We start from the raw sequence: 22877 nt of genomic DNA, 5'->3' as shown, positions 1-22877 counted from the left end.
AGTGACGCAGACCACGGAGCCGTTGGGGGTCGCGGTCGTCGGGGCCGGATACTGGGGCCCCAACCTCGTACGCAACTTCCAGGCCAGCGAGCGGTTCCGGCTGCGCTGGCTGTGCGACCTCGACGTGGACCGGGCGCAGCGGGTCCTCGGCGGCTACTCGACGGTCCAGGCCACCTCGGACTACGCGGCCGTCCTGGCCGACCCTTCCGTCACCGCCGTCGCCGTGGCCACACCTGCCGGAACCCACCTCGACATCGCCCTGGCCGCGCTGCGCGCCGGCAAGCACGTCCTCGTGGAGAAGCCGCTCGCGGCGACCTACGCCGACGGAATGCACCTGGTGGCCGAGGCAGAAGAACGCGGTCTGACCCTGATGTGCGATCACACCTACTGCTACACGCCCGCCGTGGCCCGCATCCGGGAACTGGTCCGCTCCGGGGAACTGGGCGAGATCCACTTCGTCGACTCGGTCCGCATCAACCTCGGGCTCGTCCAGAAGGACATCGACGTCCTGTGGGACCTGGCCCCGCACGACCTGTCGATCCTGGACTTCATCCTCCCCGACACCGTCGAACCGGTCGCCGTCGCCGCCCACGGGGCCGACCCGATCGGCGCCGGACAGGCGTGCGTGGCCTATCTGACGCTGCAGCTCAACACCGGGGCCATCGCCCACGTGCACGTCAACTGGCTCTCCCCGACCAAGGTGCGGACCACCATGGTCGGCGGCGCCAAGCGCACCCTGGTCTGGGACGACCTCAACCCCCTGCAGCGGGTGGCGATCTACGACCGGGGCGTGGACCTGGCCGCGCCGCAGGAGATCGGCGCGGATGAGCGCCGGGAGATGCTCGTCTCGTACCGCTCCGGCGACATGGTCGCCCCCGCGATCGGTGAGAAGGAAGCGCTGCGCAGCATGGTCGACGAATTCGCCGACGCCATCACGGACAAGCGGGCACCGCTGACCGACGGCCGGGCGGGCCTGCGCGTCCTGGACATTCTCGAAGCGGCCTCCCGGAGCCTGGAGTTCCGGGGCGCGGTCGTCGGCCTGCGCGCCGGGCGTTGACGATTTCAACCCATTGAGAGGGCAAGGCAGTTGAGCAGCGTACGAGGCAAGAAGATCCTGGTCACCGGGGGAGCGGGCACCATCGGCTCGAACCTCGTCGACCTCCTGGCCGAGGGCGGCGCCCGCGAGATCGTGGTGCTGGACAACTTCGTGCGCGGGCGGATGGGCAACCTCGCCCAGGCCATGGGCAGCGGCGTCGTGCAGGTCGTCGAGGGCGACATCCGTGACGCCGGCACCGTACGGAAGGTCACCGAGGGCGCCGACCTGGTGTTCCACCTCGCCGCGATCCGCATCACCCAGTGCGCGGAGGAGCCACGGCTCGCCAACGAGGTCCTGGTCGACGGCACCTTCAACGTCCTGGAGGCGGCGGCCGAGGCCGGGGTGGGCAAGGTGATCGCCTCGTCCTCGGCGTCCGTCTACGGCATGGCCGAGACCTTTCCGACGACCGAGCGCCATCACCCGTACAACAACGACACCTTCTACGGCGCGGCGAAGGCCTTCAACGAGGGCATGCTGCGCAGCTTCCACGCCATGCACGGCCTGGACTACGTGGCACTGCGCTACTTCAACGTCTACGGCCCCCGCATGGACATCCACGGCCTCTACACCGAGGTCCTCATCCGCTGGATGGAGCGCATCGAGGCGGGCGAGCCGCCGCTGATCCTCGGCGACGGCACACAGACCATGGACTTCGTCGACGTCAGAGACATAGCCAGAGCCAATGTGCTGGCCGCCGAGTCGGATCTCACCGACGAGGTGTTCAACGTCGCCAGCGGTACGGAGACGTCGCTGAAGGAACTCGCCGAGGGCCTGCTGGAGGCGATGGGGGCACCGGACCTGGCGCCGGTGCACGGGCCCGCCCGCGCGGTCAACGGGGTGACGCGGCGGCTCGCGGACACCTCACAGGCCGCCGAACGGCTCGGGTTCACCGCGCAGATCGACCTGCGCACCGGGCTGCACGACCTGGTCGAGTGGTGGCGCGCGGAGCGGGAGGCGGCCGAGTGAGCACCGACCGCATCCCGGTGATGATCCCCTGGCTCGGCGAGGAGGAGGCCCGGGCCGCCTCCGACGCGGTGCTGTCCGGGTGGGTCGCCCAGGGCCCCCGGGTCGCCGCCTTCGAGAAGGCCTTCGCGGAGCGGGTGGGCGCCGAGCACGGCATCGCCGTCAGCTCCTGCACCACCGCCCTCCATCTGTCCCTCGTCGCGCTCAGCCTCGGCCCCGGCGACGAGGTCGTGGTGCCCTCGCTGTCGTTCATCGCCACCGCCAACGCCGTACGGTACGTGGGCGCCGAGCCCGTGTTCGCCGACGTCGACCCCGCCACCGGCAACCTGACCAGGGCCACCGTGGACGCGGTCCGCACCCCCCGCACCAAGGCCGTCCTCGCCGTCCACCAGGGCGGAGTTCCGGCCGACGTACACGCTCTGCGCGCCGCCTGCGCCGAGTGGGACCTGCCCCTGGTCGAGGACGCGGCCTGCGCCATCGGCTCGACGGTCGGCGGCAAGCCCGTGGGGCATGGCGCGCTGATCGCCGCCTGGTCCTTCCACCCCCGCAAGCTCGTCACGACCGGCGAGGGCGGCATGATCACCACGGACGACGCCGAGTGGGCGGCACGCCTGCGCCGGCTGCGCGAGCACGGGATGAACGCCTCGGCGGCGGACCGGCACACGAGCAACAAGCCCGTCCTGGAGAGCTACCTCGAGGTCGGCTACAACTACCGGATGACCGACATCCAGGCTGCCGTCGGCCTGGTCCAGCTCGGCAAACTCGACACGATGATCGCCCGCCGCCGCGAGCTGGCGGCCCGCTACGACACGCTGCTGCACGACGTCCCCGGCCTCACCCCCGTACGCGACCCCGCGCACGGGCAGAGCAACTTCCAGTCCTACTGGGTGCTCTTGGCCGAGGACTTCCCCCTCGGCCGGGACGACCTGCTCGCCGCGCTCGCCGAGGCCGGCATCTCCGCCCGGCGCGGAATCATGGCCGCGCACCTCGAACCCGCCTACGCGGGCCATCCCCGCGCTCCGCTGCCGGTCACCGAGCGGATCAGCCGCGACTCGCTGATCCTGCCGCTGTTCCACACGATGACCGAGACCCAGCAGGACCGCGTCGTGGCCGCACTACGCGAACAGGCCCGAAGATGAAGGAACTTGTGATCGTCGGCGCGGGCGGGTTCGCCCGGGAGACCGCACAGGCCGTACGGGACGCGGGTGAGTTCAAGCTGCTCGGGCACCTGGACGACAACGCCGCCCTGCACGGCACCGAGGTGGACGACGTACCCGTCCTCGGCGGCTGCGACCTGGTCCACGACCTGCCCAGCGCCCGGGTGGTGATCTGCGTCGGCAACCCGAGGGACTACGCGGCCCGCGCCCGCCTGGTGCGCAGGCTCGCCCTGCCCGCGGACCGCTACGCCACCGTGATCCACCCGACGGCGGCGGTGTCGGAGACGTCCGAGGCCGGTCCCGGTTCGGTCCTGCTCGCGCACTGCGTCCTGACCGCCGCCGTACAGGTGGGCGCGCATGTCGCGGTGATGCCGCATGTCGTCCTCACCCATGACGACGTGGTCGAGGACTACGTCACCCTCGCCTCCGGCGTCCGTCTGGGCGGGGCAGCGCGGCTGGAGCGGGGCGCATATGTCGGCTCCGGGGCCCTGGTACGGGAGGGCACGACGGTCGGCGCGTGGTCGCTGATCGGGATGGGGAGTGCCGTGCTCGGCGACGTTCCGCCGGGCGAGGTCTGGGTGGGCAGCCCGGCCCGGCGACTGCGCGCGGCGGACGCGCCCGCGCTTGACGAACTGGCGACGCGAACATGACGTGCGACGCGCACATGCCGTGCGACGCGAACAGTGGGGGGACCGCTGACATGAACCAGATACCGCTCGTGGACCTCAAGGCGGCCCACGAGGAAGTCGCCGACGAGATCCGGGCCGGATTCGAACGGATCCTGGCCCACACCGCGTTCATCGGCGGCGAAGAGGTCCGCCGGTTCGAGCGCGAGTACGCGGACCTCGGCGGTGTCGCGCACTGCGTGGGTGTCGCCAACGGCACCGACGCCGTCGAACTCGCCCTGCGCGCAAGCGGGGTCGGGCCCGACGACGAGGTCGTGGTGCCCGCCAACACCTTCATCGCCACCGTGGGCGCGGTGGCCAGGATCGGCGCCCGGCCGGTCCTCGCGGACTGCCTGCCCGACACCTACCTGCTCGACCCTCAGGCCGCACTGGACGCGGTCGGCCCGGCCACCCGTGCGGTGGTACCCGTGCACCTCTACGGGCAGATGGCCGACGTGACGGCGCTGGCCGACGGGCTTCCCGACCGCACAAGGGTCGTCGAGGACGCCGCGCAGTGCCAGGGCGCGACCCGCGACGGCCGGACGCCGGGCAGCGGCGGGATCGCGGCCACCAGCTTCTACCCGGGCAAGAACCTCGGGGCCTACGGCGACGCGGGTGCCGTGCTGACCGACGACGGGGAACTGGCCGGCCTGGTGCGCGCGATCGCCAACCACGGCGGCGTCGCCAAGTACCGCCACGACGTGCCCGGGTTCAACAGCCGTCTGGACGGGCTGCAGGCCGTCGTCCTGCGGGCGAAGCTGGCGCGGCTGGCGGGCGGCAACGCGGCCCGCCGGGCGGCAGCGGCCCGCTACGACACGTTGCTCGCCGACCTGGCCGCCGCCGGACGGATCGTGCTCCCGACAACGGCCACCGGGAACGTCCACGTCTGGCACCTCTACGTCGTCCAGGTCGCCGGCGCAGACCGCGACGACATCGTCGGCAAGCTCAACGCCGAGGGCATCGGCGCGGGGGTGCACTATCCCGCCCCGGTCCATCTCACACCGGCCTACCGCCATCTCGGCCACACCCGGGGCGACTTCCCGAACGCCGAGAAGGCGGCCGACCGGATCCTGTCCCTTCCGCTCTATCCGCAGATCACCCCCGACCAGCAGCAGCGCGTCGTGGACACACTCGCCCGCGCACTCCGAGGCTGACCGGTCACCGGCTTCACGCTCCAACCCGACTTCACAGGTCGGTCCTGCACAGCACCGCTGAGAGGTACGCATGAACAGATGGAGCAGACGGATCCGGGGCGTACGCCTCGCCGTCGTGGCAGCATTGATTTGGGCGGTGCTCCCGCAGGCCGCGCACGCCCAGGCGGCGTCCGATCCGTGCGGCACGGGCTCGAACCCCGTCGTCTGCGAGAACTCCAAGCCGGGCACCCCGATGTCCGACTGGTTTGCGCCCAACGCCTACGGCGACATCAAGGGGTTCTCCACCAAGGAGAGCGTCCAGGCCGGTGACACCATCCAGTTCAAGGTCCAGTCGAAAACCCCGTACCACATCGAGATCTACCGGCTGGGCTGGTACGGCGGCGACGGCGCCCGCGAGATGTCGACCGCGGCCCAGGCGGCGGTGACCTATCCCGCCAACTTCATCACCAAACCGGCCAGTTGCACCACCAAGAGCAGCACCGGTCTGGTCGACTGCGGCAACTGGCCCGTGACCGCGAGCTGGACGGTGCCCAGCGACGCCGTGTCCGGCCTGTACATCGCGAACCTGTCGCAGACGGACGACAACGGCCTGATGCCGTACCCGTTCGTCGTCCGCAAGGACTCCAGCACCTCCGACATCGTCGTGCAGACCAGCGACCAGACCTGGCAGGCCTACAACGACTATGGCGGCCAGGACCTCTACGGAGGCACGGGGCCCGCGCCGGACGGCCGCGCCTACGAGGTCAGCTACAACCGGCCGCTGGACATCGGCGGTGACAACGGCATCTACGGCTCCGAGTACATGATGCTGTCCTGGCTGGAACGCAACGGCTACGACGTCAGCTATCTGTCCGGCGTGGACGTGTCGGCCAACGGCGGCACCCTGCTGAAGAACCACAAGGTGTACATGTCCTCCGGCCATGACGAGTACTGGACACAGAGCCAGTACTCCAACGTCCTGGCGGCCAGGAAGGCCGGCGTGCGGGAGGCCTTCTTCAGCGGCAACGAGGTCTTCTGGAAGACCCGGTACGCCCCGAGCATCGACGGCACGAGCACGGCGGACCGTACCCTGGTCTGCTACAAGATGACCAAGATGGCGCAGAACAACGGCATCGCCGACCCCAGCGGCATCTGGACCGGCACCTGGATGGATCCGGCCAGCACCAAATACGGCCAGACCTACCAGCCGCCGAACATCCTCACCGGCTCCATGTTCCAGGTGAACGGCTACCGCAGCGACGCGATCACGGTCCCCGGCTCGTACGGCAGGAACCGGCTGTGGCGGGGCACTTCCATCGCCAACCTCACGTCGAGCCAGACCGCCACCTTCCCCACCGGCACACTCGGTTACGAGTGGGACAGCGACATCGACAACAGCACCAGACCCGCCGGGGCCATCGACCTGTCCTCCACGACGGTGGACATCACCGACGGCAAGTACCGCATGGACTGGGGCAACGTGTACGGCAACGGCACGGCGACGCACAGTCTCGTCGAGTTCCGCGACCAGGACTCCGGGGCCCTGGTGTTCGGGTCGGCGACCGTGCAGTGGTCGTGGGGGCTGACCAACATCCCGACGAACAACCCCGCTGACACGGTGGTCACCGAGGACGCCCGCATGCAGCAGGCGACCGTGAACATCCTCGCCGACATGGGCGTCCAGCCGCTGACGCGGCAGAGCAACCTCGTCACCGCGACGGCCTCCACCGACACGACGGGCCCCGCCATCACGGTGACCAGCCCGGCCTCCGGAGTCACGGTCCCGGCCCTGAAACCCGTCACCATCACCGGCACCGCCACCGACTCCGGCGGAGGCGTGGTGGCCCGCGTGGAGGTGTCCACGGACGGCGGAACCACCTGGAAGGCCGCCAAGGGCCTGGCGTCCTGGAGCTACAGCTGGACCCCGACGAGCCCCGGCTCGGCGTCCATCAAGGTCCGCGCGGTGGACGACAGCGTCAACATCGGCGCCACCACCACCATCCCGGTGACCGTCGGCCCCCAGGCCTGCCCCTGCACCGTCTGGCCGGCCTCGGCCGTTCCCGGCACGGTCAACGCCGGCGACGGCAGCGCGGTGGAACTCGGCGTCAAGTTCCGTACCACCGTGGCCGGTTCGATCACCGCGGTCCGCTTCTACAAGTCGCCCGCCAACACCGGAACCCACACCGGCAGCCTGTGGAGCGCCTCCGGCACCCGCCTGGCCACCGGCACCTTCACGGGCGAGACGGCCTCCGGCTGGCAGCAGCTGAACTTCGCCACGCCGGTGAGCGTCAAGGCCAACACCACCTATGTCGCCTCGTACTTCGCGCCCAACGGCGGATACTCCTACGATGGCGGCTACTTCACCAACGGCGACGCGGGCCTGGCCCCGCTCACGGCCCTGAAGTCCGGCACCGACGGCGGCAACGGCGTCTACCACTACGGCTCGACCAGCGCCTTCCCGTCCTCACAGTCCTCCGGCAGCAACTACTGGGTCGACGTGGTGCTGGACACCTCGACGGCCAGCACGACCCCGCCCACCGTCACCTCGACCTCCCCGACCTCCGGGGCGACCGACACGGCGATCACGTCACCGGTGTCCGCCGTGTTCAGCTCGGCCGTCGACGCCGACAGCCTGATGTTCACCGTGAAGGACCCGGGCGGCAGCACCCTGCCGGGGACCATCACGCTCCCCGCGTCGAACAAGGCGACCTTCACACCGTCGACGCAGCTGGCGCTGCACACCACGTACACCGCCTCCGTCCAGGGTGCCGACGTGTGGGGCAACGCCATGGCGGACCCCGTGACCTGGTCCTTCACCACCAGTTCCAGCCCGCCCGCGGTGACCTGCCCCTGCACGCTGTGGAACGCCGGCACGGTACCGGCCACCACCGACCTGACCGGCGACGCCAACTCCGTCGAGCTGGGCACCCGGTTCACGTCCTCGGCGAACGGCTGGATCACCGGCGTCACGTTCTACAAGGGCACCGGCAACACGGGCACCCACACCGGCAGCCTGTGGTCCGACACCGGCACCCTGCTCGCCACCGGCACCTTCACGGGCGAGACGGCCTCCGGCTGGCAGCAGCTGACCTTCGCCACCCCGGTGGCCGTCACCGCGGGCACCCCGTACGTCGTCTCCTACCACGCGCCGAACGGCAACTACGCGGTGGACGGCGGCTACTTCGCGGCAGCCCACCAGTCGTATCCGCTGACCGCCACCGCCGACACCACCGCGCACCACAACGGGCTCTACCGGTACGGCACCGACCCGGCCTTCCCCAACAGCTCCTATGGATCCGCGAACTACTGGGTCGGCCCGATCTTCACCGCCGACAACCCGAGCGCCTCCCTGACAACCGGCACCGCCTCGGAGGTGACCGCGTCCTCCGTGACACACACCGCCGACGCGGCCGACCCCCTCGTCACGACACTGCCCGCCGAGGTCAAGCCGTCGTCCGTCGAGGCGACCGTGACCATCCTGCCGGGTGCCCGGGCGGCCGCCGCCAGGAAGCTCCACGTCACGGCCGTCACCTCCTACGACCGGGCCACCCACACGATGTCCGTGCACCTGTCCGCACCGTTGCCGGACGGCACCCGGTTCAGGGTCACGATCACGGCCTGGGACACCCACCGCCACCCGGTGAAGTCCCGTAGCTGGACGCTGACCGGCAAGACCGTCCGCAAGAAGAAGAACTGACCGACCGGAACGCACCGGTGGTGGTCGGCGCCGAACCCGGCGCACACCACCACCGGGGATTGGCTTGCCCATCGATGAGCACCGTCAGTGTTGTGATCCCCTGCTACAAGTACGGCCATTTCCTCGCCGACTGCGTCAGCAGCGTCCTGGACGAGCAGGACGGCGTCGACGTCCGGGTGCTCATCATCGACGACGCCTCGCCCGACGACTCGGCGGAGGTCGCGCACAAACTGGCCGCCTCCGATCCGCGTATCGAGGTCCTCGTCCATGAAACGAACAAGGGCCATATCGCCACCTACAACGAGGGCCTGCTGGACTGGGCCGACGGCGACTACGTCGCGCTCCTCTCCGCCGACGACCGGCTGGTCCCGGGCGCCCTGGTCCGGGCCGCCGCCCTGCTGGACGCCCATCCCGAGGCAGGGTTCGCCTACGGGCGCCCGCTGCGCTTCCAGAACGGCGGCCCGCTGCCCCGGGCTCGTACGCACAGCACCGGCTCGGTCGTCTACCCCGGGCAGTGGTGGCTGGAGCGGCGCTTCCGCGAGGGCACCGGCTGCATCACCTCGCCGGAGGTCGTCGTCCGCACCAGCCTCCAGCGCACGGTCGGCGGTTACGACCCGGTGCTGCCCCACGCCGGAGACATCGAGATGTGGATGCGACTCGCCGCACACGCCGACGTCGGCTACATACGCGGCGCCGACCAGGCCTTCTACCGCGTCCACGGCAAGAACATGTCCACGACGGACTTCGGCGGTCAGCTCGACGACCTGCGCCAGCGCCTCGTGGCCTTCGACTCGGTGCTCGCCAAATGCGCCGACCGGCTGCCCCAGGCCGACCGCCTGGCCGACGAGGTCCACACCCGGCTCGCCCGCCACGCGCTGCGCCGGGCCTACCGAGCCTACGACCGGGGGCGGACGCGGATCGTCCCGGTCGACGACTGCGTGGCGTTCGCCGAGGAGTGCCTGCCGGGATACACGGCGCTGCCCGAGTACCGCGCGCTGCGGTTGCGCAGACGGATCGGTCCGAGGGCGATGCCGTACCTGCAGCCGCTGGTGTGGTCGGCCGTCGCCGAGCGCGGCCGGGAGTGGCTGTGGTGGGAGTCGTGGAAGCGCCGCGGTATCTGATGAACCACCAGTTCCGCTCAGTTGGCCGCGGGAACCGGACCGGCGTGACGGCCGGGAGCGACCCTACGGCGGCTCATCACATACCGGTCGAGCCACAACGCGCCGAGAATACCCCCGGCTGCGCCCAGCAGGGCCGTGCCGGCCAGGCCCCGGCTCTTGTCGCCCCGCACCGCAGCGGCGCTCGGCGAGACCAGCACGGAGGCGGTGATCCGCGACCCTTCGGGAACTCCTTGGGCCGTCTGCAGCGCCTCGACATGTTTGGCGTAGACGTCGATGACGCGGCGGACCGCCGTCACGGCGGCATCGGCACCGGGCGCCTGCGACTCCACCTGCAGCGAGGGGATCAGATATCGCGGTGTCGCGCTGGTGCCGCTGTTGCGGGGGATGAGGTGGTAGGTGCCGTGTACGCCCGCCGCCTTCAGCTCGCGGGCCCCGGCGGGGGATTGCAGCTGCTGGATCACCGCGTAGGAGACCACGGCGAGCGGCGGCTGCAGATTGGTGAGCTGGTTGGGCTGGTTCTGCGTGACCGGCGGCTTCAGGACGACCACCGCGGAGCCGACGTACTGGGGATCGGGGCGCACCACGCGGTACGCGCCGACGGCCGTCAGCAGCAGCGCGACCACCACGACGTACCAGCGGCGGAGCAGCGCATCGGCGACGTTCCCGGGCGACATACGAGTTCCTTCCGTCGCCCCCGATACTGGCAGGGCGTGCGGCCGGATGCCACCGAATGGAAGGATGGTTCATGAGTCTTGGTGACATATGGGCCATTCTGCGCAGACGTTGGTACTTCGTGGTCCCCTTCACCCTGCTCAGTCTGCTCGGCGGCGCGTATCTGTACGTGACCGTGCCGGTCTCCTATCAGTCGCAGAGCTCGGTCGCGCTGCTGGACTCCTCGGCCGTCGCACGGCTGGCCCCCACGTTCGGCAACCCCATCTCGAACGCGGGCGGTTCACTCATCGTCACGGCCGACGTGCTGATCAGGACCCTCGAGTCGAACGACGCCGCGAGGGAACTGCACAGCCGGGGCGTCACGGATCCGTACACGGCCGGCTTCGCGCCCGCCAGTGAGAGCCCGCTGCTCTCGCTCAGCGTCACCGGAACCGACCGGGCGAAGGTACTCGAGGAGACCAACACCCTGACCACCTTCGCCGGCGAGCAGCTGAAGGCCCTGCAGGCCGCCGCCAAGGTCCCGCCTACGTACTTCGTACAGACGGCGCCCGTCGTCCTGCCGCAGACCCCGGTGTCGAAGTCCAAGGCCCGCTACCAGGACGTCGCGGCGGTCGTCATCCTGGGCGTCGTCAGCGCGTTCCTGCTGTCGATTCTGCTGGAGGGCGTCGCGGTGGTCCGCCGCCGGCGGCGCGTCGGGCAGAGCGCCGCCCCACGAGCGCAGGACGCCCGCCCTGCCAAGCGGGTACGAGCAGGCCTGCTCGGCCGACGGGTCGACGCCACGACGATCCTCACCGTCTACCTGGTGCTGGCCTTCCTCATCCCCTCGAACCTCGCCCTGCCCGCGCTCGGCGGCGTCGGCACCCCGGCCAACGTCTTCGCCCTGCTCGGGCTGTTGTGGTACCTCGCGACCTGGCTCGGCGGCCGCATCCTTCCGGCGCCCGGGACCAGGCTCGTGCGGGTCGCCATGTGCGTGCTCGGGCTGGCGGTCCTGGCGGCGTACGTGGCCGACGCGATGCGGGAGAGCTCGCACGAGGAGGTCCTCGGGGCGGACCGCGGGCTCATCGGATTCCTGGTGTGGGTGTCACTGGTCGTGCTCGTCTCGGCGGGGGTGCAGGAGCGCGGCCGGCTGGACGTCCTGATGCGCCGGATGGTGGTGATGGGGACCGTCGTCGCCGCGCTCGGCTACTACGACTTCTTCGCGGCCACCAACATCGCCGACTCCATCCACATCCCCGGCCTGCAGACCAGCGTCGCCCAGGTCTCCGCCATGGACCGGGGCTCCTTCACCCGGCCCCGGTCCACCACCGCCCAGCCGCTGGAGTTCGGCGGCATGCTGGCGATCCTGGTGCCCTTCGCCATCCAGCAGGCCCTCGATCCCGTACGCCGCCACCTCCACGTGGCACGGCGCTGGGGGCCGGTCCTGATCATGGGCGGTGCGCTGCCGCTGACGGTGTCGAGGACGTCGATCATCGGCATGCTGCTGATCGCCCTGGTGATGGTCCCCCGCTGGAAGCCGGGACGACGCTGGGCCGCGATCGGGGTGATGACGGCCTCCCTGGGCGTCTTCAAGGTGCTCATTCCCGGGCTGATCGGCACCATCACGGGCTTGTTCGCGTCGTTCCTGTCCAACTCCGACAGCAGCACGCAGGCTCGTACGGTCAAGTACAGCGCGATCGTGCCGTATCTGAAGGAGCATCCGCTGTTCGGGAGGGGCTTCGGCACCTTCACGCCCGACCTGTACTTCTTCACGGACAACCAGTACATGCTGACCCTGGCCGAGATGGGCGTGCTCGGGCTCGTCGCCCTGCTCACCCTGTTCATCACCGGCATCCACCAGGGCGGCGCGATCCGCCGGCTGGCCCGGGACGACGCGGAACGCGAGCTCGGCCAGGCGTTCTTCGCCTCCGCCGTGGTCGCCATGGTGATCAGCGCCACCTTCGACGCCTTCAGCTTCCCGCTGTTCGCGGGCGTCTTCTTCGTGACGCTGGGCGCCGCAGCCAGCCACCTCGGGTTCCTGCGGCGCGATTCCGCGCCCCCGCCGCCCGCCACGCCGCCCGCACCCACCGCCGCACCCACCGCCGTACCCCGCACCGAGCCGCATCTCGTGGAGTCCTGATGCCCCTGAACAACAGTGCCTTCGACGGCCCGGTCGCCGTGCTGGTCGTCACCTGGAACAGCGCCGCGGTGCTGCCCGGCTTCCTCGCCTCGCTCCCGGAGGGCATGGCCGGCCTCGACTGGCGGCTGGTGGTCGCGGACAACGACTCCGCCGACGACACCGTACGGGTGCTCAAGGAGCTCGCCCCGGACGCCACCGTGGTCCAGACCGGCCGCAACGCCGGCTATGCGGCCGGGGTGAACGCGGCCCTGCAGGCCGCGGCGACCGCGGCGCCCGGCTATCGCGCCGCGCTGGTCTGCAACCCCGACATCCGGATGCGGCAGGGCTGCGCCGCCACCCTGGTGGAGGCCCTCGGCACCGCGTTGCCCTGCGGCACCCGGGTGGGGATCAGCGTGCCGCTGCTCCATGAGGAGGACGGCGCACTGCTGTACTCGCTGCGCCGCGAGTCCAGCCTCACCCGGGCGCTGGGCGAGGCCCTGCTGGGCAACCGCCGGGCCGGGCGGTTCCCGCGCTGGAGCGAACTGGTCACCTCCCCGGCCGCGTACGCCGGGCACACCGTCGCCGACTGGGCGACCGGCGCGCTGATGGCGCTCTCCCGGGAGTGCCTGGACGCCTGCGGGCCGTGGGACGAGTCCTTCTTCCTGTATTCCGAAGAGACTGAATACTGCCTGCGCGCCAGGGACTTCGGCCATCTGACCCGGCTGGAGCCGACGGCCTCGGCCGTTCACCTCGGCGGGGACTCGCAGGTCTCACCGCGGCTGTGGACGCTGCTGACCCTGAACCGGGTGCGGCTCTACCGGCGCCGGCACGGACCGGTGGCCACCGCGGCGTTCCGGGCGGCGGTGCTGCTGCGGGAGGCGTCGCGGGCGGCGCTGGGCCGGGCGCCCGCGAGAGCCGCCGCTGCCGCGCTGCTCAGTTCGAAGCGGGCGGCGGTCCCGGGGCCGTGAGTGGCGGGCCCGGCGGCTGCCAGGCCGTGTAGAAGCTGTCCGGATTGACCAGGTAGCGGACCGTGGGGCGGGGCAGGTGACGCACCTCGTTCCGACGGCTGTAGCGCCGGATCAGCTCCCAGTCCTCGCGCGGCAGCACTTCCGGGGTACGGCGCAGCCGGCTGAACCTCAGCGAGCGGTTGCGCCGGGCCACAAAGGCGTTGGTGTCCAGAAAGGACCGGTGCGCTGCCCGGCGGCGGTCGAACGGCACCGACAGCACGTCCAGCTCGCTCCCGTCGGGCCGCAGCCGGCGCAGCGCGGTGTAGACGCCGTCGGGGCCGCCGGGGGACTCCAGTGCCTCCAGTGCCTGCTGGAGATGGTCGGGCTCCCACAGGTTGTCGTCGTCGAGGAATGCCACGTACCGCGAGCGGGTGAGGCGGATGCCGACATTGCGGACCACCCCGGCGACGCCGGTGTTGCGGGAGAGGGAGACGGCGGTCAGCCGCGGGTCGTCGGGGAGCACGGGGAGCCCCGCGCCGTCGTCGACGACGATCACCACCTGATCACGTACGGTCTGCCCGAGGGCCGAGTCCACCGCCCGGAGCAGCGCCTCGGGACGGCGATGGGTGGCGATCACGGTGGCCACCAGGGCCGGGGGGCGGCGGCCGCCCAGAGCCGCCGCCAGCCGCCGGGTCTCGGTGTCCTCGAACCGCCGCAACCGCACCGCGGAGGGGGCCAGCAGCAGCTTGTTCCTGGCCTCGAAGAGCACCAGCCAGCCGAAGACCCGCTTGAGCAGTTCCCAGGGAGCCCGGGCGATCCGGCGCATGACGTCCTCTCCGCGCGGTGCGCTGATCCTCGGGGCCCTCACCGGCGGGTGGGGGCGGCCTCGGTGCGTACCGCGATCAGCGACTTGGTCAGGCCCAGCACCCGCTCGTGAAGGAGCAGCGAGTCGGGGAAGAGGTAGCGCATCTCGGCGCCGGTGAGCAGTTCGATGTTGACCACGGCGCTCATGCCCTCCTCCGGGCTGCCGGGGCGGCTGTGGGTGATCGGCCAGTGCCGCACCAGCCGGGCCCGGGCCGCGAGCGGCAGGAACTGGAAGCCCGGGGCGAGGAAGTGCGGTTCCACCGGGAAGTAGCGGTAGGGGGTCTGCACCCAGTGCCGGGGCGCCAGTTCCCCGATCGCGGCGACGAACCGCCGGCGCTGGCTGTGGCCGCCCACGTGCTCGATGGTCGAGTTGGAGAAGACCAGGTCGAAGCCGCCGAGGGCGGCGGTCACCGCCGGATCGGTGACGTCGGCGTTCTCCGCGGTGATCCAGTCGGGCAGCTCGGCCGGGTGTGCCTCCAGGTTGATCAGATGGACGTGCTTGGGACGGAAGGGCGCCCGCAGCCACATGTCCGCGGTGCCGCCGAGGTCCACCACGCGCATTCCGTCGATGTCGGGGAAGCAGCCGCGGAACCGCTCCCAGCGAGCGGTCCGGAACCGCTCGCCCAGAGAGCCGGGGGCATCGACGAAGCGGTTGCGCAGAGCTCGGGATCTCGGCATGGCGTCGGCCTTTCGAAAGGGGTGGTGAGACGTGGTTCTCAGGAGGCTCGGTGAATTGTTCGGGACACCCGTTCAGGGGGCCGGTTCGGGAAAGACCGCGGTGCCGTTCGAGAGCCGGTTTCCGCGCCAGACGTTGCCGGCGCCGCCTGCGTTCCAGGCGGCCACCACCCCGTAGGCGCCGCCTTTGCGGTGGTACTGGGTCGAGAAGACGTTGTCGGTCACCTGGATCTTGCTGGCGTGCGGGCCGCCGCCGTAGAGCGCATAGGCGCCCCCGGCCACCCAGTTGTGGTCGACGACGGTGTTGGTGACCGGTGCGGCGTCGGCGAACAGGCCCACAGCGGCGGAGGCGCCGTGGTCGACAGGGGTCGGGTTGAGCAGGGTGTTGTGGCGGATCACCAGGGTTCCCTTTCCGCCGCCGTTGCTGATCACGGCGTTGGTGTGCTGCCATTCGCCGCGGAGGTTGCGGAAGGGGGTGATGTCGTGGACGTAGTTGTCGTGCAGGTTTCCCTGCCCCATGGACAGCGCGTCGCCGAACACCGAGACGTCGCACCAGCCGACCTCGACCGAGCTGGTGCCCATGTTGGAGACGGCGTAGTCCACACCGCCGTTGTCCGGACCCTTTCCGGGAACGGCGGTGATGGTGGAGTGGAGGATCCGCAGTCCGTGGTATCCCGGGCGGAGATTGACTCCCCACCAGTTGTCCGAGGTGATCCGGCTGTCGATGACGGTGACGTCGTTGGCGTAGACGTCCAGCGACCCCTTGATGTCCCAGCCCTTGATGACGGCGCCGTCGGTCCTGACGCTCATGGCCCCGGTGGTGTGCGGCTTGAGGGTGCCGCGGGGGCCGGTGCTGCGGGCGTCGGGGAAGGCGGCGTTCTGGGGTGCCGCGGTGGTGGGGTGAGCCGTGCCCTTGGCGCTGGGGCCGGCGGAGGCTCCGGGGCCCCGGGAGGCGGGGGAGGCGTCGGCGCCGCCGGAGCAAGCGGTGAGCAGCGCGAGTAACAGGGTGGCCAGCAGGCGGCGGAGCCTGGTCATGCGGTCTCCATGGTCCGGGAGCCGAGCAGGAAGCGGCGGCTGGGCAGTACGCACAACGCGTAACAGGCCAGGGCAGCCGTGCCGATGACGATGAGGGAGAGGTTGCCGTCGTCGAGGAGCCGCTTCGCGGCGAGGATCACCACGGCCATCACGGCTCCCCCGAGCAGCGGCCAGGCGCAGGCCCTGCCGATGTGGACGAGGCTGACCCCCGCTCGGCCGAGGGCGTAGAGGAAGACCGGTACGACGAGGCCGGCGGCGACCAGGACATGGCCCTGGGAGACGCCCATGATGCCGTGGAGACGCGCGCCGACGATGAGCACGGGGATGAGGGCGAGGACCCACAGACCCTGGACGAGGAAGAGGGCGCGGCGCTGTCCGGCGGCGACGAGACAGTCGTAGGCGAGTTCGCAGCCGATGCGCACCAGGCCCAGGGCCATCAGCCAGGGCAGCGCACCGGCGGCGGGCAGCCACTTGCTCCCGTACACGAGCCGGATGACCGGGGCGGCGAGCCCGCCGAGCAGCACGCACAAGGGTACGGTGCCGGTGACCAGGACGCCCAGGGCGCGGCTGAAGCCCTGGGCGAGGGCTTGGGGGGAGCCGGCGAGTCGGGAGAAGCCGGCGAAGGAGACACGGCGGGCGGCCTCGGAGATGACGCGCACCGGCCACCCTGACATGTTGAACGCCAGGACATAGAAGCCGAGGGAGACCCCGCCGAGGGTCGAGCCGACGACCATGGTGTCCACGTTGGCTACGGCGAGCGCGAGGAGGCTCGCCCCCGCCAGGGGGAGTCCGAACCGCAGCAGAGCGCGGGCCTGTTGGGGGTCCCAGCCGAACCGCAGCATGCCCGGGGCGGCCAGCGCGCAGCCGACGAGGGCGGCGATGTTGCCCACGACGGCGCCCCAGGCAAAGCTCATCGCACCCCAGCCGGCGAACGCCAGCACCAGGGTCACGCAGGTGCTGAGGACGAAGTTGAGCGCGTCGATGACCATCCGCTTGCCCTGGGCGAACTCCCGGCTCAGGTACCCGGCGGGTACCTGGGCGACCCCGTCGATCACCACACACAGGCACATCACCCGCAGTACACCCGAGGCTTCGGGCGAGTCGAGCAGCCCGGCCACCGTCGGCGCCGAGACGAAGAGGGCGGCGTACAGCAGGCCGCTGGAGACGGTGGCCAGGGTCAGTACCGTCGGCGCGAAGCGCCGGGGGTCGCCGTCCCAGCGGACGATGGCCAGGCTGACGCCCAGTTCGTTCGCGGAGAGCAGGACCAGGAGCACGGTCTGGGCGATGCCGTAGACGCCCCACTGGGCCGGTCCGAGGGCGAAGCGCGCCAGCAGGATGCCGGTGGCGAAATTGCCGAGGCGCATGACCACGGTGTTGATCAGGCTCCACCGGGCCGCGTAACGGACCTTTCTGCCCAGGGAGGAAGGAGCGGGGGTGTCGCTCGGTTCAGCGGTCTCGCTGTCCGGTGTGCGAACGCTGTCCATGAGTCGACTCCTCGTCGAGCGGCTCGGCGGCGGGCGCCGCGGCCATGACGGGCCGCCCGGCCCTCGGCTCCGCGGCGGGCCTGTTCTCGGCGGACCGCGACCAGCTGGGCGACGGCCGGAGGGCGATCGTCTGGTCCGCGACCGGTTCCCCTGCCGTCGGCTCCGGGGCGGCGACCGGCTGCGGTTCTTCCGGTTGCTCCGGTGCGCGCGGCCGGCGGCGCGCCTCCACGTAGAAGACGGCCACCAGGCTCAGGACCAGGCCCAGGACCCCGGCCATGACCTGGTACTCGAACCGGGTCTTGGTCTGCGCCACCGGATTCTGCGGGGGTACGACGGTCGTCATGCGGATCATGGCCCTGGGGGCGACCGACTGCTGCTTCTGGAACTGGTCCAGCCGTTCCTTGGCATACCCGGTCAGGATCCGGTCCGAGGCCAGGACGGCGGCCTTGTCGGTCCCGGTGACGGTCAGCCACATCAGCGGCCCCTGGGCGTTGTCGGCGAGCTTGGCCGCGAACGTGCCGGTGGCGCCACGGGACTTGAGCTCCCGGACCGAGCCGTCGGAGTTGAGGTTGCGGGCCAGGCTGTCGGCCATGCCGGTCAGCGAGGTCTGGGTGCTGAGGAAGGGATTGCCGTCGTAGGCCACGGTGGCCTTCTGGGAGTTCAGGAGAACCACCGTGCTCTGCGACTGGTAGGTGACCGGGACCAGCAGGGCCACGGCGACCGCCAGACCGGCCGTCAGCAGCAGTCCGGGCAGCAGGACGTACCAGCGCCTGCGCATGACACGGAAGATCTCAGCGAGATCCATGGTGGTCCCCCCTCGCGACCCGGCGTCCGACGAGCATATGTCGCAAGCGGATCATATGGGGAAGCTTTGGTCGGTTGGTCGCGGCCGGGTGCTCGCGGTGCCTCCCTCCAGCAGCACGTCGGCGATGCGGTCGCTCGCGTGACCGTCCCACAGGCCGGGTCGGCGCGGCGCGGGCGGATCGTCCAGCACCCGGTTCACGGTGGTCACGATGCGGGCCGGGTCCCGGCCGGCCAGCACATTGGTGCCCTGCTCGATGGTGATGGGCCGCTCGGTGTTGTCCCGCAGGGTCACACACGGCACGCCCAGCGCGGTGGTCTCCTCCTGTACGCCGCCCGAGTCGGTCAGCACCAGGCGGGCGGAGTCCTGCAGGGCGATGAAGTCCAGGTATCCGGCGGGCGGCACGAGCCGGACGCCTCCGGGGACGCCGATGTCGGCCAGCCGCTGTGCCGCGCGCGGATGCACGGGCAGCAGGAGCGGGCAGCGGCCGGCGATCTCGCCGAGGGCCTTCAGGAGCGCGGCGAGGACCTCGGGGTCGTCCACGTTGGCCGGGCGATGCAGGGTGACCAGGCCGTACTCGCCTCTGGCCAGGCCGTATCGGCCGAGGATGCCGGAGGCCCTGGCCCGGTCCAGATTCGCCAGCAGCGTGTCGATCATGACATTGCCGACGAGGTGGATCTGGTCCTCCCGGTACCCTTCGGCGCGCAGGTTCTCGGCGGCGTCGGGTGAGGGGGCGAGCAGGTAGTCGCTGACGCGGTCGGTGGCGACGCGGTTGACCTCCTCCGGCATGCTCCAGTCGCGGCTGCGCAGACCGGCCTCCACATGAGCCAGCAGCGGTCCGGCCTTGGCGGTGACCAGGGCGCAGGCCAGGGTGGAGTTGATGTCACCGACCACGACGACGATGTCCGGCGACACCTCGTCGAGCAGGGGCTCGAAGGCGGACATCACACGTCCGGTCTGCTCGGCGTGGGTGCCGGAGCCGACCCCGAGGAAGCGATCGGGCGGCCGGATGCCGAGGTCGGCGAAGAACACGTCGTTCATGGCCGGGTCGTAGTGCTGGCCGGTGTGGACGAGGACCACCTCGGCGCCCCGGCGTTCCAGGGCGTCCATCACCGGTTTGATCTTCATGTAGTTGGGTCGCGCCCCGGCGACGCAGACGATGCGCGGCATGGTTCAGAGCACCTCGATCGTGGGTCCGGACGGCAGTCGCCGACGGCAGTCGAGGACGAAGGGGGCGTGCTCGGCGACGAGTTCGTAGTCGAAGCTGTCATGGTCGGTGAGCAGCACCACCACATCGGCGGCCGACAGCTCCTCCGGCGTCAGTTCGACCCGCACCAGCCGGGTGTCCACCGGCAGGCCCTCGACGACGTGCGGGTCCGCCGCCTTGACCTGGGCCCCCATGTCCAGCAGCAGCTGGGATATGCGCAGGGCGGGCGACTCGCGGGCGTCGCCGGTGTTCTTCTTGTACGCCAGGCCGAGCAGTAGGATGCGCGAGCCGTTCACGGAACGGCGTCTCGCGTTGAACAGGTCGCCGATGCGGCGCGCCACATACTCGGGCATGTGGTTGTTGATGTCATTGGCCAGCTCCACGAAGCGGAAGCTCTGGCCGAGTTCGCGCTGCACCCGCCAGGACAGGTACGAGGGGTCGATCGGCAGGCAGTGGCCGCCGACGCCCGGCCCGGGCGTGAACTTCATGAAACCGAAGGGCTTGGTGGAGGCGGCGTCGATGGCCTGCCAGACGTCGATGTCCAGGTGGTGGGCGAACATCGCGATCTCGTTGACCAGCGCGATGTTCACATGGCGGAAGGTGTTCTCCAGCAGCTTGGCGAGTTCGGCCTCCTTCGGCGAGCTCACCGGCACGGTGGTGTCGACGAGTTGCGCGTAGAAGTCCTGAACGGCCTTGAGCGACGGTGCGTCGACGCCGGACACGACCTTCGGGGTCTCCTTGAAGCCCCAGACGGCGTTTCCCGGGTCGATCCGCTCCGGGCTGTAGCCGAGGTGGAAGTCGGTGCCCGCGGCCAGGCCCGAGCCGTCCTCCAGGATCCGGGCGAACAACTCCTCGGTGGTGCCGGGATAGGTGGTCGACTCCAGGACCACGGTGGCGCCGGGGCGCAGATAGCGGGCGAGGGTGACCGCCGATTCCTTGATGTAACGGAGATCGGGAGTGCCCTCGTGCAGCGGGGTCGGGACGGTCACGACGGCGACGTCGAAACCGCCGCAGTCGCGCGCCGATTCGCTCGGGCGGTAGGTGCCGTTGTCCAGCGCCGCGCGGATCCGCTCGGAGGAGACGTCCTCGACGAAGGACTCGCCGGCGGCAAGGCTCTTGATCCGCCGGGGGTCGACGTCGTAGCCGATCACCTCGTGTCCGACCTCGGCGGCGCGGATGGCCAGTGGCAGGCCGACGTATCCCTGTCCAACCACGACGACGCGCATCAGTGACTCCTGTTCGCGGGAGCGGTCGACGGGGTGAGCCGGATGAGCTCGCGCGCCGTCATGAGGAGGAAGGCAGCATTGGTGGTGAGATAGCGCCGGCCCAGGCGGCGCGGCTCCTGCAACGCGCGGTACAGCCACTCAAGGCCCCACCGCTGCCAGGACTCCGGGGCGCGTTTGGTGACCCCGGCCAGGATGTCGAAGGAGCCGCCGACTCCGTGCACGACGCGGGCGCCGGTGGCTGCGCCGTAGGCGGCGGTGAAGATCTCCTTCTTCGGCGAGGTCATGCCGAGAAACAGCATCTGGGCACCGCTTCGGGCGATGTCGTCCGCTATGGCTCGCTGCTGGGAGTCGTCGAAGTATCCGTTCCGGCTGCCGGCCACCTTCAGGGCGGGGAAGCGGTCGGCGACCCGGCGCAGCATCTGATCCAGCACATCCTGCTTGGCGCCGAGGAAGTAGACCGGCATGCCCGCCGATTCCGCCTCGGCCAGCAGCCGCAGGAACAGGTCGATACCGGCCACCCGTTCCGGCAGCGGGGCGCGTAAGACCCGGCCGGCCCAGACCACGGCCTGTCCGTCGGCGAGGACGAGATCGCAGCCGGCCACGGCCCGGGCGAGCCGGGGGTCCCGCCGCATGTTCACCAGCTTCGCGGCGTTGACCACGCCGATCTCCAGCTGTCTGCCGTCCCGGACCGCTTCGAGGCAGCGTCGTACGGTCTCGTCCATGGTCAGCGGGTCCAGCTCGACCCCGAACAGCGTCTGACGCCTGCTCATATCCGGCCCCCCTGCCAGGCATAGAGCATCCAGCCGAATTCGTACGGCCGGCATTCGCGGTCCACGGACAGGGGGCGGTACACCCGGTCCAGGGATCCCAGCCGGAGGTTCGGAGTGACTCGCGTGCCGAGTCCCCGGGCGGCGCGTACGGCCTTCTTCGGATCGCCCCGGTAGACCTTGCGCCAGGTGACGCCGAGGTCGTCGTGGATCAACGGCTCCCGGTTCTGCGGGTGTTCGGCCAGTTCGGGTACGTTCGTCATCCAGCGCAGGCCCTTGCGGATCGACGCGCCGAAGTCGGTGCCACCGGCGTCGGCGAGATCGAACAGGGCGGTCGGCGCCATCGCGTGCTGGTGGACGCTGTAGACGGGGTAGCCCTCCACCACACCGCCGGTGCGCGCGTCGTAGTGCCACCACCACTGACCGCCGTCGCCCTGCAGTGCGCAGATGCGCGCCGCACAGGCCTCGGCCGCGGCCAGCGCCTCCGCATCGCCGCCCGAGTCGCCACTGGCGTGTGCGCGGGCCAGGGCCTGGAGCGGGTACGTCTGGTCGGCGAAGCAGCTCACATGAGCCCGGTACCAGGGCACCAGGCCGGGCCCGGTGGCGTGCGGGAACAGCGGGCTGTCCCCGATCCGGGCCCGCAGCAGACGGTTACGGGCCGCGGTGAGACGCGTCTCCACATCGAGCGTCTCCCGGGCCGCCGCGAGGGCGGACAGCACCCACGCCGCCTCGACGGTGTACTGCGGCCGGCCCTCCTCGTCCAAGGCCTCGACCTGGGCGACGGCGTCGGACAGTTTGGGGTGCCCGGTCTCGGCGGCGGCCCAGGCGATGAGCGCCGCGTCGCCGAGGTTGGTCACCGCGGGCAGTGACTCGACCAGCAGACCCGTGAACTCCTGGGCGCTGCGCCCGCCGAGCACCGCGCGCTGACGGTCCTCGGGCAGGAACCGCGCCCCCAGCGCGGTGATGGCAGCGTACCGGGTGCTGGTCCCGCGCCGCTCCAAGGTCCAGGAGCCGTCCGGTGCCTTGTGCCCGGCCATGGTGAAGGCGAAGGCCTCACCGCCGGGGAGGAGCATCGACGGAAGGCCCGACTCGGCGACTTTGAGCAGTCGTTGGGCGAGCGCGAGCAGCGGCGGCTCCTCACGACCGAGCGCCGCCAGACGTGTGTGGGTCATCGTTCGGACACACCAACCCCCCTGTGGGTCCTGTTTTTGCGCAGACTCGTGATCGCCGCGTCGCGGAACGCAACGCGGCGGTAGGCAGACGTCAGACGT

At 70.7% G+C, this 22877-nt stretch carries 19 protein-coding genes; 9 read left to right on the top strand and 10 right to left on the bottom strand.

Translation table 11 applies throughout. From position 1 onward, the window contains the following. Position 1 precedes the first annotated feature (1 nt). The 7 genes from ACWC0C_RS27475 to ACWC0C_RS27445 all read left to right on the top strand — a co-directional run bounded on the left by ACWC0C_RS27475 (position 2) and on the right by ACWC0C_RS27445 (position 9832). Positions 2-1057 (top strand): Gfo/Idh/MocA family protein, encoded by a 1056-nt coding sequence (locus ACWC0C_RS27475; protein WP_450866523.1) that lies wholly within the window; start codon positions 2-4, stop codon positions 1055-1057. Between the two features lie 30 nt (positions 1058-1087). Then, entirely contained in the window at positions 1088-2062 is a 975-nt protein-coding gene (locus ACWC0C_RS27470; protein WP_450866521.1) for an NAD-dependent epimerase/dehydratase family protein, read from the top strand. Next, positions 2059-3198: a DegT/DnrJ/EryC1/StrS family aminotransferase gene (locus ACWC0C_RS27465; RefSeq protein ID WP_450866520.1), complete on the top strand. Its 1140-nt coding sequence runs from the start codon at positions 2059-2061 to the stop codon at positions 3196-3198. The genes ACWC0C_RS27470 and ACWC0C_RS27465 overlap by 4 nt, the downstream gene beginning before the upstream one ends. After that, positions 3195-3866, top strand: coding sequence for an acetyltransferase (locus ACWC0C_RS27460; protein ID WP_450866518.1), 672 nt, complete (start codon positions 3195-3197; stop codon positions 3864-3866). Before ACWC0C_RS27465 ends, ACWC0C_RS27460 begins: the two co-directional genes overlap by 4 nt. 50 nt (positions 3867-3916) lie before the next feature. Next, a complete protein-coding gene (locus ACWC0C_RS27455; protein ID WP_450866517.1) occupies positions 3917-5035 on the top strand; it encodes a DegT/DnrJ/EryC1/StrS family aminotransferase in 1119 nt (372 codons plus the stop codon). 115 nt (positions 5036-5150) lie between these two features. Next, positions 5151-8711, top strand: coding sequence for a DUF4082 domain-containing protein (locus tag ACWC0C_RS27450; protein ID WP_450866515.1), 3561 nt, complete (start codon positions 5151-5153; stop codon positions 8709-8711). A gap of 74 nt (positions 8712-8785) precedes the next feature. Further along, positions 8786-9832 carry a glycosyltransferase gene (locus ACWC0C_RS27445; RefSeq protein ID WP_450866513.1) on the top strand — a complete coding sequence of 349 codons (1047 nt, stop codon included), beginning with the start codon at positions 8786-8788 and terminating at the stop codon, positions 9830-9832. Positions 9833-9849: 17 nt separating this feature from the next. Here the strand turns inward: ACWC0C_RS27445 and ACWC0C_RS27440 are convergent, their stop codons facing one another. Next, positions 9850-10506: a hypothetical protein gene (locus ACWC0C_RS27440; RefSeq protein WP_450866511.1), complete on the bottom strand. Its 657-nt coding sequence runs from the start codon at positions 10504-10506 to the stop codon at positions 9850-9852. 71 nt (positions 10507-10577) lie between these two features. On the opposite strand from ACWC0C_RS27440, the gene ACWC0C_RS27435 reads away from it, so the two are divergent. Together ACWC0C_RS27435 and ACWC0C_RS27430 are read left to right on the top strand one after the other, a co-directional pair. Beyond that, a complete protein-coding gene (locus ACWC0C_RS27435) occupies positions 10578-12620 on the top strand; it encodes an O-antigen ligase family protein (RefSeq protein ID WP_450866510.1) in 2043 nt (680 codons plus the stop codon). Next, positions 12620-13567 carry a glycosyltransferase family 2 protein gene (locus tag ACWC0C_RS27430; protein WP_450866508.1) on the top strand — a complete coding sequence of 316 codons (948 nt, stop codon included), beginning with the start codon at positions 12620-12622 and terminating at the stop codon, positions 13565-13567. The genes ACWC0C_RS27435 and ACWC0C_RS27430 overlap by 1 nt, the downstream gene beginning before the upstream one ends. On the opposite strand, the gene ACWC0C_RS27425 is transcribed toward ACWC0C_RS27430, so the two are convergent. The 9 genes from ACWC0C_RS27425 to ACWC0C_RS27385 form a co-directional block, all read right to left on the bottom strand. Continuing rightward, the gene (locus ACWC0C_RS27425; protein ID WP_450866506.1) at positions 13533-14372 is read right to left on the bottom strand and encodes a glycosyltransferase family 2 protein; all 840 of its coding nucleotides are present in this window, start codon (positions 14370-14372) and stop codon (positions 13533-13535) included. The two genes, ACWC0C_RS27430 and ACWC0C_RS27425, sit on opposite strands and share 35 nt — an antisense overlap. Positions 14373-14410: 38 nt before the next feature. Further along, positions 14411-15088 (bottom strand): class I SAM-dependent methyltransferase, encoded by a 678-nt coding sequence (locus ACWC0C_RS27420; RefSeq protein WP_450866504.1) that lies wholly within the window; start codon positions 15086-15088, stop codon positions 14411-14413. 72 nt (positions 15089-15160) lie between these two features. Beyond that, positions 15161-16120, bottom strand: coding sequence for a hypothetical protein (locus ACWC0C_RS27415; RefSeq protein ID WP_450866503.1), 960 nt, complete (start codon positions 16118-16120; stop codon positions 15161-15163). Beyond that, positions 16117-17604, bottom strand: coding sequence for an oligosaccharide flippase family protein (locus ACWC0C_RS27410; protein ID WP_450866502.1), 1488 nt, complete (start codon positions 17602-17604; stop codon positions 16117-16119). Before ACWC0C_RS27410 ends, ACWC0C_RS27415 begins: the two co-directional genes overlap by 4 nt. Then, entirely contained in the window at positions 17567-18409 is an 843-nt protein-coding gene (locus ACWC0C_RS27405; RefSeq protein ID WP_450866501.1) for a Wzz/FepE/Etk N-terminal domain-containing protein, read from the bottom strand. Before ACWC0C_RS27405 ends, ACWC0C_RS27410 begins: the two co-directional genes overlap by 38 nt. 51 nt (positions 18410-18460) lie before the next feature. Continuing rightward, a complete protein-coding gene (wecB, locus tag ACWC0C_RS27400; RefSeq protein ID WP_450866499.1) occupies positions 18461-19576 on the bottom strand; it encodes a non-hydrolyzing UDP-N-acetylglucosamine 2-epimerase in 1116 nt (371 codons plus the stop codon). Between the two features lie 3 nt (positions 19577-19579). Further along, positions 19580-20839, bottom strand: coding sequence for a nucleotide sugar dehydrogenase (locus ACWC0C_RS27395; RefSeq protein ID WP_450866497.1), 1260 nt, complete (start codon positions 20837-20839; stop codon positions 19580-19582). Then, complete coding sequence (locus ACWC0C_RS27390) at positions 20839-21609, bottom strand: WecB/TagA/CpsF family glycosyltransferase (protein WP_450866495.1); 771 nt, start codon at positions 21607-21609, stop codon at positions 20839-20841. Before ACWC0C_RS27390 ends, ACWC0C_RS27395 begins: the two co-directional genes overlap by 1 nt. Further along, on the bottom strand, positions 21606-22778 hold the full coding sequence (locus tag ACWC0C_RS27385) for a hypothetical protein (RefSeq protein WP_450866494.1): 1173 nt from the start codon (positions 22776-22778) through the stop codon (positions 21606-21608). Before ACWC0C_RS27385 ends, ACWC0C_RS27390 begins: the two co-directional genes overlap by 4 nt. Positions 22779-22877: the final 99 nt, after the last annotated feature.

The sequence above is a fragment of the Streptomyces sp. NPDC001709 genome (assembly GCF_053596375.1).
Note: the sequence above shows the minus strand (reverse complement) of the source record. Positions and strands in the feature narration are given on the sequence as shown.